Here is a 16,833-nt window from a genome sequence, read left to right as displayed (position 1 = left end):
CCGCGGCGCGGATGCTGACGGCATGCCCGACTACGGTCACCCCCTGCGCTTCGGCACGTTCGTCACGCCCGTCAACGCGCCGCCCGAGCGGCCGGTCAAGCTCGCCCAGCTCAGCGAGGAGCTCGGCTTCGACCTGGTCACGTTCCAGGACCACCCGTATCAGCCGTCGTTCCACGACACGTGGACGCTCCTGACCTGGGTGGCCGCCCGCACGGAGCGGATCGGCCTCGCGGGCAACGTGCTGAACCTGCCGCTGCGCCAGCCCGCGGTCCTGGCGCGCTCGGCGGCGAGCCTCGACCTGCTCTCGGGCGGCCGGGTCAACCTCGGCCTCGGCGCGGGCGCGTTCTGGGACGCCATCGAGGCCATGGGTGGCGGCCGCCTCACGCCGGGCCAGGGGGTGGACGCGCTCAGCGAGGCGCTCGAGGTGATCCGGGGGATCTGGGACGCCGACGCGCGCGGCCCGCTGCGCGCCGGCGGCGAGCACCACCACGTCACGGGCGCCAAGCGCGGTCCCGCTCCCGCGCACGACATCCCGATCTGGCTGGGCGCGCTCAAGCCGCGGATGCTGCGCCTCATCGGACGCTCGGCGGACGGCTGGCTGCCCTCGCAGAGCTACCTGCAGCCCGGTGACCTCCAGCGCGGCAACGCGACGATCGACGAGGCTGCGCAGGCGGCCGGCCGCGACCCGCGCGAGGTCACCCGGCTGCTCAACATCGGGCCGCTCGGGGCGGACGAGATCGCCGAGCTCGCGCTCGAGGACGGCGTGAGCGTGTTCATCGTCGCGGCGGACGACCCGCGCGTGCTCGAGCGGTTCGCCGGCGACGTGATGCCGGACGTCCGGGAGCGTGTCGCCCGGGAGCGCTCGGCGCGCGGGACCGCGCCCGCCGGCCGTGTCCGCAACGCCGTCGCGCTCGCGCAGCGGCTGCCGGGGATCGCCTACGACGAGCTGCCCGCGTCGCTGGTCGAGAACGCGGTCGAGCCCGGCGACCGCGGCTACGCCCGCTACACCTCGTCGTACCTGCGCGGAGGCGCGCCCGGGCTCGCGCTGCGGCCGCAGACCGTGGACCAGGTGCGCGATTCGATCGCGTTCGCCGACCGGCACCGCGACCTCCCGCTCGGGCTCCTCAGCGCGGGCCACGGGATCTCGGGCCGCTCGGTCAACCACGGCGGGCTCGTCGTCGACGTGAGCGCGCTGAACGAGGTGACGGTGCTCGACGAGGCGACCGGCCGCGTGCGCCTGGGTCCGGGCGCACGCTGGATCGACGTCGCGCGCGGCCTCGCACCGCACGGCCTGGCGATCACGAGCGGCGACTACGGCGGCGTGGGTGTCGGGGGCCTCGTGACGGCCGGCGGCGTCGGCTGGTTCGCGCGCGAGCACGGGCTGACCATCGACCGCGTGCGCTCGATGGACGTCGTGCTCGCCGACGGGTCGCTGGTGCGCGCCTCGGACGACGAGAACGTCGACCTGTTCTGGGGCATGCGCGGCGCGGGGGCCAACTTCGGTGTCGTGGTCTCGGTCGAGATCGAGGCCGCGCCCGTCGGCCAGGTCGGCTTCGCGCAGCTGGTGCTCGACGCCGGCGACCTGACCGACCTGCTGGTGCGCTGGGGGACCGCGATCGAGTCCTCGCACCGGTCCGTCACGGGCCAGCTGGTCCTCGGCGCGACGCGGCCGGGCCAGCCCCGCTACGCCCAGGCCATGCTCGTCGTCGACTCCGACGACCCCGAGACGATCATCGAGCGGCTCGGCCCGGTGGCGGCGGTCGCGCCGCTGCTCGACCAGTCCGTCGCGCTCGCGCGGTACGACGAGATCATGGGGGCGTTCCACCAGGAGGGGCCGCAGCGTGGGCAGGGTGAGCCGCACTCGCACTCCGGCATGGTCCGGCACCTGACGCCCGAGCTCGCGGCGGAGGCGACCGCGCTGCTCGACGCCGGGGCCGCGCACTTCTTCCAGATCCGCGCGGTCGGCGGGGCCGTGTCCGACGTGCCGACGGACGCGACGGCGTACGCGTGGCGGGACGCCGCGTTCAACATCGCGGCGATGGGCACCCGCGCGTCGGGCCTCGACACCTGGTGGCGCCGCCTCGAGCCGCACCTCGAGGGCATGTACCTGAGCTTTGAGTCCGACGAGGGTGCGGACGTGGTGGCCCGCGCGTTCCCGCCGGCCCACCTGGCGCGCCTGCGCGAGCTCAAGCGGCGCTACGACCCGACCGGGCTCTTCCGGGACAACTTCTACATCGCTCCCGCGGCCGAGGACGAGGTCGCCTGACCGGCCGCTCGTCGGACCGGCTCCGCGTCGGTCAAGGCGCTGGCCCGGACCCGTGTCGGTCGGGGCCGGTAGCGTCGTCGGTGCGCCTCAGCGTGCACGAGCCCGCCGCCGCACCGACCCGGGGAGCCACGATGGCCACGATCGTCTCGACGCTGTTCATCTCGCTCGACGGGGTCGCCGAGGTCGACCCCGCGTGGCACTTCCCGTACTTCGACGAGCACATGGGCGCGGCGGTCGGCGAGGACTACGAGGACGTCGACGTGCTGCTCCTCGGGCGCGTCACCTACGACTCGTTCGCCGGCGCGTGGCCCGGGCGCGAGGCGGCGGGCGGTGAGGACGCCGGGTTTGCCACGACGCTCGGGGACACCCGCAAGGTCGTGGCGACGCGCGGGACCCAGGACCTCGGCTGGCGCAACGCCGAGGCGGCGCCGGACCTTCTCACGGCCGCGGCCGCGCTCCAGGCGGACCCCGTGCTCGGCAAGGTCCTGGTGCCGGGCTCGATCTCGGTCGTGAGGCAGCTCATCGCCGCCGGCCTGCTCGACGAGCTCCGCCTGCTGGTGCACCCCGTGCTGGTCGGCGGGGGCGACCGTCTGCTGCAATGCGGCGATGCCGCAGCCCACCTGCGACTGCTGGGCTCGGAGACGTACCCGACGGGCGTCGTCCGCCTGCGGTACGCGGTGGGTGCCGCGCCCGTGGCGCAGTCCTACGACGATGTCGCCGACAAGGTCCCCGGCGCCTCGACCGACTGACGGCCAGCCGCCGGGGACCCGTCAGGCCCTCCGACTCGCGCCAGGCGACCGGTCAGCCGCGGGCGTCGCGCCAGGCCACCCACTGCTCGACGAGCGAGAGGTCGTAGTCCGGCCCGGAGACGCCGACGGTGAACAGCGTCGCCCCGGCCTCGAGGAGGGCGGGCGACTGCTCGCTCGGCGGCGCCGAGACGCCGACGGAGCGCTCGACGAGGCTCGCCGTGTCCCGGCCCACGGCCGCGCCGTGCTCGTCGAGGATCCCGCTCTTGCGCGCCAGGGTCTCGGCGTCGCCGAACGTGTGCCAGACGTCGGCGTGCTCGGCGACGACGCGCAGGGTCTTGCGCTCACCCCCGCCGCCGATCAGCACCGGGATGTCCCGCGTCGGCAGCGGGTTGGACCGCGCCCACCGGGCCTTGATGCGGGGGAGCGCCGCGGCGAGGTCCGCGATGCGCCCACCCGCGGTGCCGAACTCGTACCCGAACTCGTCGTAGTCCTTCTCGAACCAGCCGGCACCGATGCCGAGGAGCAGCCGCCCGCCGCTGATGTGGTCGACCGTCCGCGCCATGTCCGCGAGCAGCTCCGGGTTCCGGTAGGAGTTGCAGGTGACGAGCGCGCCGATCTGGACCCGCTCGGTCTGCTCGGCCCACGCGCCGAGCATGGTCCAGCACTCGAAGTGCTTGCCGTCGGGGTCGCCGCTGAGCGGGAAGAAGTGGTCCCAGTTGAAGATCACGTCGACGCCCAGGTCCTCGGCGCGGCGCACCGCGTCGCGGATCTGGCCGTAGTCGGCGTGCTGGGGCTGGAGCTGGACACCGATGCGCACAGGAAAGGTCATACGACCCACCGTAGGTCGGCCGCGGGGATCACGCTGTCGGCGGCTCCGCGGAGACGCCCGCGATCGGCTTGGTGCGGGAACGGCCCGTGGCGTCCTTGAGGACGACGTACTTGAGGTCCACGTGCGGCTCGAGCGCGCTGAACTTGTCGTTCGGCGCACCGATGACGAGCTGGAAGCCGAGTCCGCGCCAGGCGCCGACGGCCCGGCCGGTGAACCGCGCGTCGGCCTTGATGAGGGCCTCGTCCAAGAACACCGGGGCGTACCGGGGGCGCTCGGCGCCGGCGTCGCCGAGCTGGTAGCGCAGGGCGGCGCCGACGATGAACGCGACGAGCTCCTGCGACTCGCCGCCGGACTTCTCGCCGATGTGGTCGTACAGCGCGACGTGGTGGCCGTCGAGGTCGATCTTCTCCGCCGACAGGCGCACGTGCCGGCGCACGTCGACCAGGTCGGCGTGGTCCGGAGCGGTCCGCCGGATCCGGTCGATCACCTTCGCCATGCGCAGGTAGCGGCGCTCCCGCTCGGCGTCGGTCGCCTCGGTGGCCAGCAGCTCGCGCAGGTCGCGGAGCTCTTTGCGGAACCGGGCGACGACCGCCGACTGGGTGTCGCGAGCGTCGATCCGCAGGCGGTGGTGGTCGTCGGCGAAGGGCAGGTCGGCGAGGATGTCGTTGACGGGCCGGATGCGCTCCTTGATCTCGCGCACGGAGCGCACCAGGGCGCTGTGCAGATCCGTGAGGTCGTTGCCGGACAGGCGCAGCAGGCTGCGCCGCCACTCGTCCTCGAGCTCGTGCAGCCCGCTCGTCTCGAGCTCGACGAGGATGCGCTCGAAGTCGCCGAACGACGCCTCGGGGTCGGTGCCCAGGTTCGGGTCCGGCCAGCGCTCGACGAACGTCTCGAACGTCCGCCGCAGCGCGTCCCGTGCCGCGCCGATGGTCTGCTGGGCGGCCTGGCGGTCCGCGCGGAGCAGCTCGCCCGCGCGCGCGAGCACGTCGTCGAGCGCCCGCAGCGCCCCGGCGGCGTCCGCGGGCTGCCCGTCGGTCGCGTCGCCGCCCGCGCCCAGGAGCTGCTCGAGGTAGGCGCGCTGCTCGGGTCCGACGAGCGTGCGGTCCGCGTGCGCGTCCTCCTGCGCATCGTCCTGCGCGTCCTCCTGCGCGTCTGCCCGTGCCTCGTCGAGCGCCCGCTGCGCGGCGTCGACGTCGTCGGTGACCGTCGACCACGCCTCGGCCAGCGCGTCGACGCTGCCCTTGGCCCGGCCGAGCTGCTCGGTGAGCACGTGGATCGTCGTGTCGAGCTCGTCGGCGCGCCGCTGCAGGCGCGTGACCTCCGGGTTGCCCGAGGTCACGTCGGTGACGACCTGGTCCCACCGTGCCTGCGCGTCCTCGATGGTCGCGACGTCGACCTGCTCCCAGGTGAGGTCGACGACGGCCTCGAACGCGCGCCGCCGCGTGTCCTGGCGGTCCAGGTCGCGCTCGGCTTCCGTGACCTGGCGCTCGGCGGAGCGCAGCCGTTCCTCGGCGCGGTCGAGCTGCCGGTCCAGGTCGGCCAGGCGACGGTCGTTCGTGAAGCCCAGGACGTTGGCGCCGCTCTGACCACCGTGCGCGCCGCGGGCGCCCTCCGAGACCTGGCCCCCGCGGGTCAGCGCCTTGGCGTGCTGCGCGAGCTCCCCGGGCGTGTCCACGCACACGTATGCGAACCGGCGGGCGAGCTCGGCACGCACCCAGCCGGTGAACGGCCCGGAGCGGTAGTCCAGCCGGCCGGGCAGCGTCCGCGCGTCGAGCCCCACGTCGTCCGTGAGCCCGGTCGGCACGCCCTCGAACTGGATCCGGCGCGCAGTCGGCACCGCGTCGATCGCGGCCCGGAACGCCCGCAGGTGGGCGACGTCGATGAGCATCAGCGTCGCGAACCCGCCCAGCGCCAGGTTGAACGCGCCGCGCCACGGCTCGTGCTCGGTGCGGACCTCGACGAGCTCGGCGACGAAGGGCAGGTCCTCCGGGGTGAGCCCGGCCGCCTGGGCCAGCGCGGCGCGCGCGGCGTGCAACGGGCCGGGGATGTTGTCCTGCCGCCGTGCGACCGCGGCGCGCTCCGCCCGCAGGTCGGTCAGGTCCGCCGCCGCCTCCTTCTTCTCCTGCATCGCGTCGAAGAGCGCGGCGCGCGCGGTGGCCTTCGCGTCGGTGTCCTGCAGGGCCGCGTGCGCACGTCCGACGAGGGCGACGAGGTCGGCCTGCGACGCGACCTGCTCGCCGGGCAGGGCGGCGAGCACCTCGTCGAGCCGCGCCCGCGCGCGCCGCACGTCGTCGAGGCGGGCGTCCAGGGCCTTGCGCTCGCGCTGGGCGGTGGCGAGCCGGTCCCCGCCGGAGGACCACAGGGTCTCCTTGACGCCGTCGAGCTCGACGCGCGCGGCGGTCACGCGTGCCTGGGTCTCGGTCACCAGGCCGCGGGCCTGCTGGTGGCGCCGCTGCAGGTCCTGCTCGGCGGCCCGCAGCAGGTCGAGCCGGCGGCCGTGCTTCCACAGGGCCGCGGGCGACGCGGGCTCGTCGAACCCGCCGATCTGCTCCATCACCCGCAGGCGCTCACCGGCGGCCTCGATGTCCGCCCGGTGCTGCCGGATCGGCTCGAGCGCCTTGACCTGCTGACGCGCCGTGATCATCTGCTCGCGCGTGCCGCTGAGCTTGTCGAACTGCTCCACCACGGCCTCGGCCGTCGCGAACGTGTCCGGCTCCTCGAGCACCATCGCCTTGTAGAGGGCGTCGACCGTGGTGATCTGCTGGCCCGCCTGGATGCGCCCGAGCAGCGCGACCGCCTTGTTGCCGTCGCCCGCCGCACCGATGCCGAGGGTCGAGTGCAGGCGCGCCGTCAGCTCACGGTCGGTGTCGAAGCAGGTCAGACCCGTGGCGGCCACTGCCGCGCGGCCGAACCGCTGCGCCGCCGCAGGCTCGAGGTCGCGCAGGTCGAACGGGCCGTCGGCGGTCGCGCGGACCGCGACCACGTCCTCGAGCACGCGCGCGGTGGCCGGCACGTACCAGGCGCGCACCGCGGTGAGCTGCGTGCCGGACTGGTCCACCCACGTCATCGCGATCGCCGACCACGTGTCGCGGCCGTCCCCGCGCAGCACCGTCTGGCGTGTGCCGTCCTCGGTGCGGGACTCGTCGAGCTTGCCGCGCGCGTAGGACAGGATGTTGCGCTGGTCCTTGCCGCGGGGCCGCCCGACGACGCCGCCGTTCGAGGCGCCGTTGAACGGCGTGGTGTGCGGCATGAGGAGCGCGATGTAGGCGTCCATCAGCGTGGACTTGCCCGATCCCGAGCCGCCGGACAGCAAGGTCGCGGTCGACGCGAGGCGGATCAGGTGGTGCCCGTCGTACCCGCCCCAGTTCACCAGCTGCAGGTCGCGGGCGACCCACTGCTGCCCGGTCGAGGCCGCCGGGATCAGGCCGAAGAGCGAGTCGATCATCGTCACCGGTCGGCCTCCACCATCTCGTCGTGCGCCATCTCGTCGGGCGTCTGCTCGTCGGGCGCCACCTCGTCGGGCGCCACCTCGTCGGGCGCCACCTCGTCGGGCGTCTGCTCGTCGGGGGTCCGCAGCCAGCGCTGCAGCTCGACCAGCCGCTCGTTGCTCAGCACCACCTCGACCAGGGGGGTGACGCGGTACCGGCCCTCGGACTCCTCGTCGATCAGCCCGTCCTTGGCGAGCCGCTGCACCGCGGCGCGGATCTCCCGCTGGTGCGTCGCCACGTTCGTGTCGTCGGGATCGAAGTACGTGAGCGCGGTCTGCTCGATCTCCTCGACGTCGACGCGCACCGACGTCTCGCCCGAGCCGCGCTCGCGCTGGAACACCGAGCGCAGGTGCACCAGCACGAGCGTCTCGGCGCGCGAGTACGCGTCGTCGCGCAGCAGCACGGGGACGTCGAGCTCGGCGGAGCGCACCTGCCGCTTGTAGGCCAGGCCGCGGTCGTGGTCGACGACGAGGTGGACGAACAGGTCGTGCAGCCGCGACTCGATGACCTGCTGGTTCTCCAGGAGGGTCCGCCACTGCGCGCGGTTCCTGTCCGCGAGGAGGAAGCGCCGCTGCAGCAGGCGGACCAGCACGCGCCGCACGTCGGCGTCGAGGGTGCCGGAGTCGCCGGCGAACAGCTCGGCCGGGTCGTCCTCCATCGCGACGGGCGCGATGAACCCCGCGGCGTGCTCGTCGGGCGCAGCGACCGGCGCGGACGTCGGGTCAGTCATGGGTCTCGTCCTTCGTGCGGGTGGTGACGCCGCCGAACGCGAGGCGACGACGGGTGCCGTCGGGCCGCAGCGCGTCGACGAACGCGAGCTCGTCGGTCTCCGTCATGCCGCGCAGGTGCGCGATCTCCAGCAGGCCGAGCAGGTCGACCGGGCGACGCAGCTCGTCGGGCGCCGCGTCGAACGCGACCGCGACCGCGACCTCGTCGGGCCCCAGCGTCCGCAGGTGAGCCGTGAGCTCGGCGTAGTGCGGCCCGCCCCAGGCGCGCGCGTCGTCGGGGGAGACGTCGTGCTCGTCGTCGGTCCAGACGACGAGCGCGGCGGGCGGCTCGGGCGGACGCAGGTCGCCCGCGGTCTGGCGCAGGTGGTCCACGTCGGCCACGGGCAGCCGGCGCAGCGGCGCGACCGGCTGGAACCGCCGCGAGCCCGGCATCCAGTCCTGCAGCCCCGTCATGACGTCGCGGAGCAGCGCGTCCACCTGCCGGTCGCGCAGCGGGTCGTGGTTGCGGACCTGCGCGGTGATGACGTACGACGCCTCACGCTGCGCGGCGAACACCTGCGCGAGGCCGTGCTCGATGCGCCGTACGATCTCGGCCAGCTCGGCGCGCTGCTGCTCCGGGAGCCGCCGCGTGAACCGGTGCCGCAGCACCACGTCGAGCTGGTGCGCGAGCTCGTCGATCCGCTGCGGGTCGCCGATCAGCCGCAGCGCCCCGGAGAACGCGCGCCCCTCGACGGTCGACTCCATGACGTGCTCGCCGCGCTCCAGGTACTCGCGCAGCACGTCGCCCGTCGGGCGCTCGTCCTGCCGCAGGGCGGTGACGACGTCGCGCTGCATCGCGCGGATCGACTCGGCCACGCGCGCGAAGTCCGCCGGGAGCTCGCGCACCAGGTGCAGGACGTTCTCGGCCTCTTCGAGCAGCTGCTCGTCGTCGACCTCCTCGACCGTGCCGGTGCGCTGCACCCGCTCGAGCTCCGCCTGCAGGCGGCGGATCTCCGCGTCGAGCCGCGCCATGCGCACCAGGACGTCCGGGTCGGCGTCCTGGGCGAGGCGCTCGACCGCGTCGAGCAGCGTGCGCACCCGCGACTGCGAGACGCGCGCCCGCGCACCGCCCGCCCGTCCTGCGACCTCGAGCGCGCCGACCGCGTGCGCGGACAGGCGGTAGGTCTCCACGTCGTCGTCGAGCACCTGGCGGACCAGCCAGCCGGCGTCCGCCCACTGCCGGCACAGGTCCCGCGCCGTCCCGACCGGCAGCCCGTCGTCGTAGCCCGCCGCGCGCAGCTGGTCCAGGGCGTCGCCGATCTCGGTGTGGGCGTCCGCCACGGGCACCGTGGGTCGCTCCGCGGTGAAGGTCACCGACAGCAGCGCGACGACGAGCGGCGCGTGCCGCTTGTGCAGCAGGTCGAGCATGGGGTTCTGGAACGCCCGGACAGCCCCCAGGTACGCCCCCTCGGCACGCGTGATCATCGCGGGACACCTTAGGTGCACGACGCTCGTCGTCCGCACCGGCGCCACGCCCGGGGAGGGCCGGGGTGGCCGCACGTCGCGGGGACCGCGTGCGCGGCACACACTGAGGGATGGTCACCCCACAGCCGCGTACCCAGCCCGTCGTCCTGCTCGACGTCGACGGGACGCTCGTCGACTCGAACTACCTGCACGTGGACGCGTGGGTGCGCGCGTTCGCCGATGTCGGCATGGCGGTGGACGCCTGGCGGGTGCACCGGGCGATCGGCATGGGGTCGACGCAGCTCGTCGACAAGCTCGCCGGCGACGACGCCGACCGGGTTCGCGAGGCGGTCGTCGACGCGCACTCCTCGTACTACGCGGAGGACACCGACCGGCTGCGCGCCTTCGACGGCGCCCGCGAGCTGGTCCGCGCGCTCGCGGACCGCGGAGCGAGGCCGGTGCTCGCCACGTCAGCGGCGCCCGACGAGCTCGAGCGGCTGCGCGCCGTGCTCGACGTGGAGGAGGAGCTGCACGACGTCACCGGAGGCGGGGACGTCGAGTCCGCGAAGCCGGAGCCCGACCTCGTGCAGGTGGCGCTCGAGGCCGCCGACGCCGCACCGGATGAGGCCGTGTTCGTGGGCGACACGGTCTGGGACGTCGAGGCAGCCGGGCGCGCGGGGGTGCCCTGCGTCGCGGTGCGCAGCGGCGGCATCGGCGACGACGAGCTCACCGGCGCAGGCGCGATCGCGGTGTACGACGACGTCGCGGCGCTCCTCGCCGATCTCGACGCAAGCCCCCTGGTCGCCCGGCCGACCAGCTGACCAGCTGACCAGGCTGCGCGCCGGCCCCTGGCGCTCGGCAGTGTTCGTGGGACGCGGCAGTGTTCGTGGGGGGCGCGGCTGCTTCGTGGGACACGGCTGTGTTCGTAGGGCGCGGCTGTGTCGTGGGACGCGGCCTTGTTCGCGGGGCGTGCGGCCGCCTCCGTCAGAAGGGCGGCGGGCCGAGGTCGGGTGGCGGCTCAGGGGGCGAGTGAAGCCATGCGCGTGCGTCGACGAGGACCGGCTCGGGATGGTGCGCATAGGTGATGCCAGCGCTGCTCGTCCACGTCACGCCGCCGCCCCGGGTGCGCTCGACCTTCCAGTGCCCGTCGGTCTTGAGATCGTGATGTCCCTTGCACGCGGCGTGGAGGTTCTCGGCGCTGGTCTGGCGCTGAACGTGCTCACGCGCGCCTGTGCCTGTGCCTGCGGGTTCGTCCGTACCTGAGGCTGCGCCCGCGCCCGGGTCGGCGACGGCGGTCCTGCCTGGCGTTGTCGGCCGACTGCGGGCGGGGCGGTAGGGGACGATGTGGTCGAGCTCGGCGCTCTGAGCCGGCCGTACGCAGCCGGGGAAGGTGCACGTCACGTCGCGGGCGACCACGTGTCCCGCGAGGACCGCGCCGGGCCGGTACGTGTCGACGCCGCGTTCCACGAGCGCGCCGGTCGCCGGGTCGGTCAGCAGACGGCGCCAGGTGGCGTCGGCCGCGATGTGCCGAGCGACCTCCGCGGGGACGGGGCCGTAGCCGGCCAGCTCGCCGGGGTTCTCGTCCAGACCGAGCAGCGTCGTGGCCGCGACCGTGACCTGCACGTGGGGGCGGGCACCGCGGCGTCGAGGCAGCGCTCCGCCGCACGGCAGCTCCCCGGACTCCGCGATCGCGGCGAACACGTTCGCGAACAGGTCTGCGCGGCGCTGGTCGCGCGTGCGCCGGTCCAGGGCGTCCCGGACGTCCGTCGCGGCGTCCAGGACGGTGCGCACCACCATGGCGTCGGCCGCGGGGAGGAAGGCGGTGATCCAGGCCATGCCGTCGGGGGCCGGTTCGACGGTGACCTTGCGGTCCGCCACCGACCGACGGGTGCGCGCGCGGGTCGCCGCAGGATCGGCCGCGATGACGCCGCGCCGCGCCAGACGTCGCAGCTGAGTCGTCGTCAGCCCGTCGGCATCGCGCGCCACCGACTCGGCGACGCGCTGCCGCGCCGCTTCCCGCGCGGCCACGTCCAGTCCGCCGTCCGCGTCGTCCGCGCCGTCCGCGTCGTCCGCGCCGTCGGCGTCGTCGTCGGAGCCCCTCGGCGCGCCGGCCGTGAGGAGCGCGAGCTCGTCGAGGAGGACGTCCACCTGGCGCGCGTCCATGGCTCCGCCGCGCAGCGCGCGGTCCACGCCCGGCAGCTCGCCGAGCTCCCGGGCGCGTGAGACCAGCACGTGCGCGGACGTCGAGGTGAACGACAGCGCAGCGGCGAGCTCGGCGACCAGCGCGCCCGGCCGTGCGGTGCGTCGGGCGTCGAGCTCGCGGACGACGCGCGCCTGCTCGGCGACAGCCAGCCCGATGAGCTGCTGCCAGCCCACCACGAGGTCGACCAGCTCGATCTCGCGTGCGTCCGCGACGACCGGCCCGCGCGACCCGGTCGCGAGCCGGACGACCAGGTCGGTCGGCTCGGGATCGTCCAGCGGGAAGCGTCGGACGGGCCACGACGCCTCCACCGGTGCCGCCCGACCGGCACCGGGGACCGCGAGCGTCGGCAGCACCACTCCTGGCCAGGCGCTCGGCCCGACGCCAGGCCCGACCCCGGTCCGGACCCGGGCTCGAGTCGCGTCGTCGGCGTCCACGTCCGGCTCTGCGATCGCTGTCGTCGTCACGGTCCACCCTCCTTTCGAACAAGTGTTGCATCGGCCACTGACACGGGCGGGGACAGTCGCGCACGGCCGTCGCCGCGCACGGGACCGCCGGACGGCGGGCGGCCTTCGCGCCCCGTCAGGCGAGGCTGCGCGCCAGCTCGTCCGCGCGGGCGTCCGCCACCGAGCGCCGGCGGAGCCGCGAGACCGTCGGCGCTCCGGCGCGGTCACCGGCGATCTCCGACGATCCCGCGCGTGCTCGGCGACCCTGTGCGCCTACGCTGCGGGCGTGGACGTGGAGCACTGGGAGTACGCCGGCGAGGGGCTCGACGAGCGCGAGCTGCCGGCCGCGCCGTTGACGATCGTGCGCGACTGGGTGGCCGCGGCGCGGGCGCGCCAGGCCGCGGCGGGCGACGTGCCGGAGCCGACCGCGATGTCCGTCGCCACCGTCGACGCCGCCGGGGCGCCCGACGTCCGCACGGTCCTCCTGCGCTTCCTCGACGAACGCGGACCGGGCTTCGTCACCGACCTGCGGTCGGCGAAGAGCACGGCGATCGCCCGGACCGGACGGCTCGCCGCGGCGCTCACGTGGCCCGCCATGCACCGCGCGATCCGGTTCCGCGGCACGGCGGTCCCGCTGCCGCGCGACGAGGTGACGGCGTACTTCGTCGGACGCCCGTGGGGCTCGCGCGTCTCGGCGTGGGCGTCCCACCAGTCCCAGCCGGTCGCGGACCGCGCCGCGCTCGTCGCGGCGTACGCGGCCGCGGCGGCACGCTTCCCCGACACCGGTTCGCCCGACGACGTGCCGGTGCCCGACGCGTGGGGCGGCTGGCGCGTCACGTGCGACGAGGTCGAGCTCTGGGCAGGCCGCCGCGACCGGCTGCACGACCGTCTGGTCTACGTGCGCGTCGCGCCGGGCGACCTCGGGGAGCCCTCGGCCTGGCGCGTCGAGCGCCGCCAGCCCTGAGCCGAGTCCGCCGCCGCAGCGCGACGACCGGACGACGAAGGCCCCCGATCGGCGGGATCGGGGGCCTTCGTCGTCGCTGTCTCAACGAGTGTCCGGAGGGGGACTTGAACCCCCACGCCCTTTCGGGCACTAGCACCTCAAGCTAGCGCGTCTGCCATTCCGCCACCCGGACAGGTGGACCAGGAGGAACCCGTAGGCGCCCCGCGGTGCGGCAGAAAAGATAGCACGGTGAGTCGGCCGGGCACGCATCGGCTCCGCGGGGCAGACTCGGCACTCTGGACCCCGCGCAGGGGGTGCACCACCGAGGAGGAGCGCGCATGGCGGAGGTCGGCGAACGGGGTGCGCCGCAGTACCTGCCGCCGCCCGGGCGGCGGGTCGCGGGAACACGCCGCAACCCCTCCGGATACGGCATCGAGCACGACGCGCCGCGTTGGCTGCGCGGGCTCGCGGGGGTGTCCTGGCGGCTGATCGTCGTCGTCGCGGCGGTCGGGCTCGTGTTCTACGCGACCGCGCAGGTGGAGCTGTTGTTCATCGCGGTCTTCCTCGCCATGGTCTTCACGGCCGTCCTGCGCCCGCTCGTCGAGCTGTTCGCGCGGGTCATGCCGCGGTTCCTGGCGACGGGTCTCGCGATCCTCGCGGGCTTCCTGTTCTTCGCGGGTCTGCTGACGTACGTCGGCTACTCGGTGGTGAACGAGTGGGAGGACCTCTCGAAGCAGTTCAGCGAGGGCCTGACCCAGATCACCGACTTCCTGGAGAGCGGCAAGCTGCCGTTCACGATCACCTCCGAGCAGATCGCGGGGTGGATCGGCGACGCCCAGCAGTGGGTCCAGGACCACGCGAGCGACCTCGCGGCGCAGGCCGCCGCGCGTGCCGGGTCGGTCGTCGAGATCTTCACCGCGCTCGCGCTGGCGATCTTCTGCACGGTGTTCTTCCTGGCCCGGGGCCAGGACATGTGGACCTGGTTCCTCAACCAGCTGCCCAGCCGTTTCCGCTCCGGCTGGATCGAGGCCGGCAGCGCCGGCTGGTACACGTTCTCCGGCTACACGCGTGGCACCGTGATCATCGCGGTGACCGACGGCATGCTCGCCGCGATCCTGCTGCTCGTCATCGGCGTCCCGCTGGCCGCGCCGCTCGCCGTCCTCGTCTTCATCGGCGCGTTCATCCCGCTCGTCGGCGCGCCCGCGGCCATGGTCGTGGCGATGGTCGTCGCGCTCGCGGCGAACGGCTTCTGGTCCGCCGTCATCGTCGGGATCGGGATCGCGCTCATCGGCCAGTTCGAGGGCCACATCCTGCAGCCGCTGGTGATGGGCAAGCAGGTGGCGCTGCACCCGGTGGTGGTCGCGCTCGCGGTGACCGCGGGGACGCTGACGGCCGGCATCCTCGGCGCGGTCGTCGCGGTCCCGCTCGTGTCCGTCGCGTGGGCCGTGTTCTCGCGGCTGCGCACGCTCGACCCGCCCATGGACGTCGACGACGCCGCCGACCCGTCGGCGGCAGACGGCGGGCCCCACAAGGACGACGAGGGCGTCGACGAGCCCGACGAGGCCGAGGACGCTGCCACCTTGGCGTGACCGGGCGTCCCCGCGTCCCGAGGTCAGCAGCGCCGCGCGGCACCAGCAGCGCCTGGCACCAGCAGCGCCTGGCACCGGCAGCGCCCGACGTCAGGGCGTGGTGCCGTCGTCCGCGAGCTGCGTGAACGTCTCGCTGAAGAACGACGCGAACGCCTCCGGGTCGGCCAGGTCACCGGTGTACGGCGACCCGTCGACCAGCACGACGGGGCTGCTCGTGACGCCGCCGACCTCCGGGAAGGGCACGGAGTCCGCCGCACGCGCGGTCGCGGCGGCCGCCCAGTCCACGTGGTCGTGCCCGGTCACGCACGAGGCGACGGCCTCGTCGGTCGCGCCCGCGCCCGTGACCAGGTCGACCAGCTCGTCGTCGGACAGCCCGTCGGCGTCGAGCGTCGCGACCGCGCCCTCGAGCGCGGTGTGCACGGCGAGCGCCTGGTCCGGCTCGCTCGCCGCGACGCACGCCAGCGCGTTCGCGGCCCGCGCCGAGTAGTCGCCCGTCGTCCTGAGCGTGGCCCCCTCCGCGGTCGCGTCCGTTCCGGGCTGCGCCGACGACGAGGCTGACGACGAGGCTGACGACGAGACCGACGACGAGGCGGAGGAGGGCGTCGACGAGGGCGTCGGGATCGCCGTCTGCGGGACGTCGGTCCCGTCGTCGACCGCGATCGGGTGGATCTCGAGCGTCGCGGTGCCCGCGGTGACCCAGTCCTGGACCTGCTCGGCGTTCGTCGACCAGAACGTCGCGGCCAGCGGGTCGCGGTAGTCGACGTACAGCACGACGGGCAGGACGCCCTGGCTGGTGTCGGTGACGGTCGGTGCGGGGGAGTCACCCGGCTGCAGGGCCGCGGTACGGACCGCCGTGATCGTCGAGCCGTCGCCGGTGAGCAGCAGCCCGTCGGAGGCCATGTTCGTCGGGCCCGTCGCCTCGGCGCGGGCGTGCGCCTGGGCGGCGACGACGACGCCCGCCGCGAGCGCCGCGCACCCGAGGCCCGCCCCGACGCGGAGCGCGACCCTCCTCTGCCGTGCGCGTCGCGCGCGTCGTCGCCGCTCGATCGCAGCGAGCCGACGATCGGCCGCGCGCCGCTGCTTGGTGGCGGCCTTGGACCTGGCGGACTTGGCGTAGCTCATCGCGGTGCGGTGCTCCTCGGCGTCGAGTGGGTCGTGTCCGGCCCACCGTGCCGCGCGTTCCTGGGTGTCCCGTGGGAACCGGCTGGGGAGGACGTGGGAGCCGGGTAGCGCTCCTCAGCCGTCCAGCCCGGCCAGCAGCCGGTCGAGCTGCGCGCCGTAGTGCCCGCCGAACAGCACGACGTGCACGCCCACCGGGTAGAGCTGGTGCAGACCGACGCGCCGGCGCCAGCCCCGCCGCAGGGGGAGCTCGTCGTCGTAGGCAGCCACGACCTCGTCGAGGTGCGGCAGCCCGAACAGCGCGAGCATCGCGAGGTCGGTCTCGCGGTGCCCGCCGTGCGCGGCCGGGTCGATCAGCGTCGCCCCCGCGGGCGTCCACATCACGTTCCCGGCCCAGAGGTCGCCGTGCAGGCGCGCGGGCGGCTCGTCGTCGTCCCACGCGCCGCTCTCCGCACGGTCGGCGACGCGACGGAGGCGTCCGACGAGCGACGGTGCGACGCCCGCGCCGTCGAGCAGGTCCGCCAGGGGCCGCAGCCGGCGGACAGCGAGGAACTCTCCCCACCGGTCGTGCGCGCCCGCCGGCATCGGCAGCGGGTCGTCCAGCGGACCGAACCAGCCGTCGCGCTCCCAGCCCGGCGGCGGCGACCCGAAGGCTGGCGCGCTCGAGCCGTGCAGCCGCGCCAGGCCACGTCCCAGCGCGACGGCAGCCTCGCGGGGCGGCGCCACGGACGTCAGCCGCTCGAGGTCGAGGTGGTCGTCGGCGACGTCGAGCACCCCGACGACCGGCACGGCGTCGGCCTCGCGCAGCCACCGGAGCCCGGCCGCCTCGCAGCGGAAGAAGCCGGGCGGGGCGTCGGGGCGGCTCTTGCGGAACACGCGTCGATCCTGCCGCGCACCGCCGCGGCTCGCCGGACGGCACCGTCGACGGCCGCGGGCGCCTCCCGCGCGGCGTGCGCGGCGCACCGGCGCGCAGCATGCTGGCATCGGCAGCGCCGCGACCCGGCGCGCCACCCCAGGCCGGGCACCACCGACG

General features: G+C 74.8%; 12 protein-coding genes and 1 tRNA gene. 5 read left to right on the top strand and 8 right to left on the bottom strand.

Features of this window, described 5'->3' with window-relative positions; all coding sequences use genetic code 11:
- Window positions 1–22 precede the first annotated feature (22 nt).
- Together KIN34_RS13315 and KIN34_RS13310 are read left to right on the top strand one after the other, a co-directional pair.
- On the top strand, window positions 23–2,266 hold the full coding sequence (locus tag KIN34_RS13315) for an LLM class flavin-dependent oxidoreductase (protein WP_214351396.1): 2,244 nt from the start codon (window positions 23–25) through the stop codon (window positions 2,264–2,266).
- A gap of 131 nt (window positions 2,267–2,397) precedes the next feature.
- A complete protein-coding gene (locus KIN34_RS13310) occupies window positions 2,398–3,015 on the top strand; it encodes a dihydrofolate reductase family protein (protein WP_214351393.1) in 618 nt (205 codons plus the stop codon).
- Between the two features lie 52 nt (window positions 3,016–3,067).
- Here KIN34_RS13310 and KIN34_RS13305 read toward each other — a convergent pair whose 3' ends face one another.
- The 4 genes from KIN34_RS13305 to KIN34_RS13290 are packed head-to-tail and all read right to left on the bottom strand — an operon-like array spanning window position 3,068 to window position 9,524.
- Window positions 3,068–3,844 (bottom strand): LLM class F420-dependent oxidoreductase, encoded by a 777-nt coding sequence (locus KIN34_RS13305; protein ID WP_214351391.1) that lies wholly within the window; start codon window positions 3,842–3,844, stop codon window positions 3,068–3,070.
- A 28-nt stretch (window positions 3,845–3,872) separates the two neighbouring features.
- A complete protein-coding gene (locus tag KIN34_RS13300) occupies window positions 3,873–7,295 on the bottom strand; it encodes an ATP-binding protein (RefSeq protein ID WP_214351389.1) in 3,423 nt (1,140 codons plus the stop codon).
- A complete protein-coding gene (locus KIN34_RS13295) occupies window positions 7,292–8,062 on the bottom strand; it encodes a DUF4194 domain-containing protein (protein WP_214351387.1) in 771 nt (256 codons plus the stop codon). The genes KIN34_RS13300 and KIN34_RS13295 overlap by 4 nt, the downstream gene beginning before the upstream one ends.
- Window positions 8,055–9,524 carry a DUF3375 domain-containing protein gene (locus KIN34_RS13290; RefSeq protein WP_214351385.1) on the bottom strand — a complete coding sequence of 490 codons (1,470 nt, stop codon included), beginning with the start codon at window positions 9,522–9,524 and terminating at the stop codon, window positions 8,055–8,057. The genes KIN34_RS13295 and KIN34_RS13290 overlap by 8 nt, the downstream gene beginning before the upstream one ends.
- A gap of 110 nt (window positions 9,525–9,634) precedes the next feature.
- On the opposite strand from KIN34_RS13290, the gene KIN34_RS13285 reads away from it, so the two are divergent.
- Complete coding sequence (locus tag KIN34_RS13285) at window positions 9,635–10,324, top strand: HAD family hydrolase (protein WP_214351383.1); 690 nt, start codon at window positions 9,635–9,637, stop codon at window positions 10,322–10,324.
- 163 nt (window positions 10,325–10,487) lie between these two features.
- On the opposite strand, the gene KIN34_RS13280 is transcribed toward KIN34_RS13285, so the two are convergent.
- Window positions 10,488–12,170, bottom strand: a complete 1,683-nt coding sequence (locus tag KIN34_RS13280) for a DUF222 domain-containing protein (RefSeq protein ID WP_307858240.1) — start codon at window positions 12,168–12,170, stop codon at window positions 10,488–10,490.
- Window positions 12,171–12,435: 265 nt separating this feature from the next.
- Between KIN34_RS13280 and pdxH the strand changes: the two genes are divergently transcribed.
- Window positions 12,436–13,113 carry a pyridoxamine 5'-phosphate oxidase gene (pdxH, locus tag KIN34_RS16890; RefSeq protein WP_307858239.1) on the top strand — a complete coding sequence of 226 codons (678 nt, stop codon included), beginning with the start codon at window positions 12,436–12,438 and terminating at the stop codon, window positions 13,111–13,113.
- Window positions 13,114–13,202: 89 nt separating this feature from the next.
- Here pdxH and KIN34_RS13270 read toward each other — a convergent pair.
- Window positions 13,203–13,285 (bottom strand) — tRNA-Leu (locus KIN34_RS13270).
- Between the two features lie 145 nt (window positions 13,286–13,430).
- Between KIN34_RS13270 and KIN34_RS13265 the strand changes: the two genes are divergently transcribed.
- Window positions 13,431–14,681 (top strand): AI-2E family transporter, encoded by a 1,251-nt coding sequence (locus tag KIN34_RS13265; protein WP_214351374.1) that lies wholly within the window; start codon window positions 13,431–13,433, stop codon window positions 14,679–14,681.
- A 90-nt stretch (window positions 14,682–14,771) separates the two neighbouring features.
- Here KIN34_RS13265 and KIN34_RS13260 read toward each other — a convergent pair whose 3' ends face one another.
- Both KIN34_RS13260 and KIN34_RS13255 read right to left on the bottom strand, forming a co-directional pair.
- A complete protein-coding gene (locus KIN34_RS13260; protein ID WP_214351371.1) occupies window positions 14,772–15,803 on the bottom strand; it encodes a DsbA family protein in 1,032 nt (343 codons plus the stop codon).
- 114 nt (window positions 15,804–15,917) lie between these two features.
- On the bottom strand, window positions 15,918–16,676 hold the full coding sequence (locus KIN34_RS13255; RefSeq protein WP_372449543.1) for a fructosamine kinase family protein: 759 nt from the start codon (window positions 16,674–16,676) through the stop codon (window positions 15,918–15,920).
- Window positions 16,677–16,833: the final 157 nt, after the last annotated feature.

Source organism: Cellulomonas fulva, from assembly GCF_018531375.1.
GTDB lineage: Bacteria > Actinomycetota > Actinomycetes > Actinomycetales > Cellulomonadaceae > Cellulomonas > Cellulomonas fulva.
Note: the sequence above shows the minus strand (reverse complement) of the source record. Positions and strands in the feature narration are given on the sequence as shown.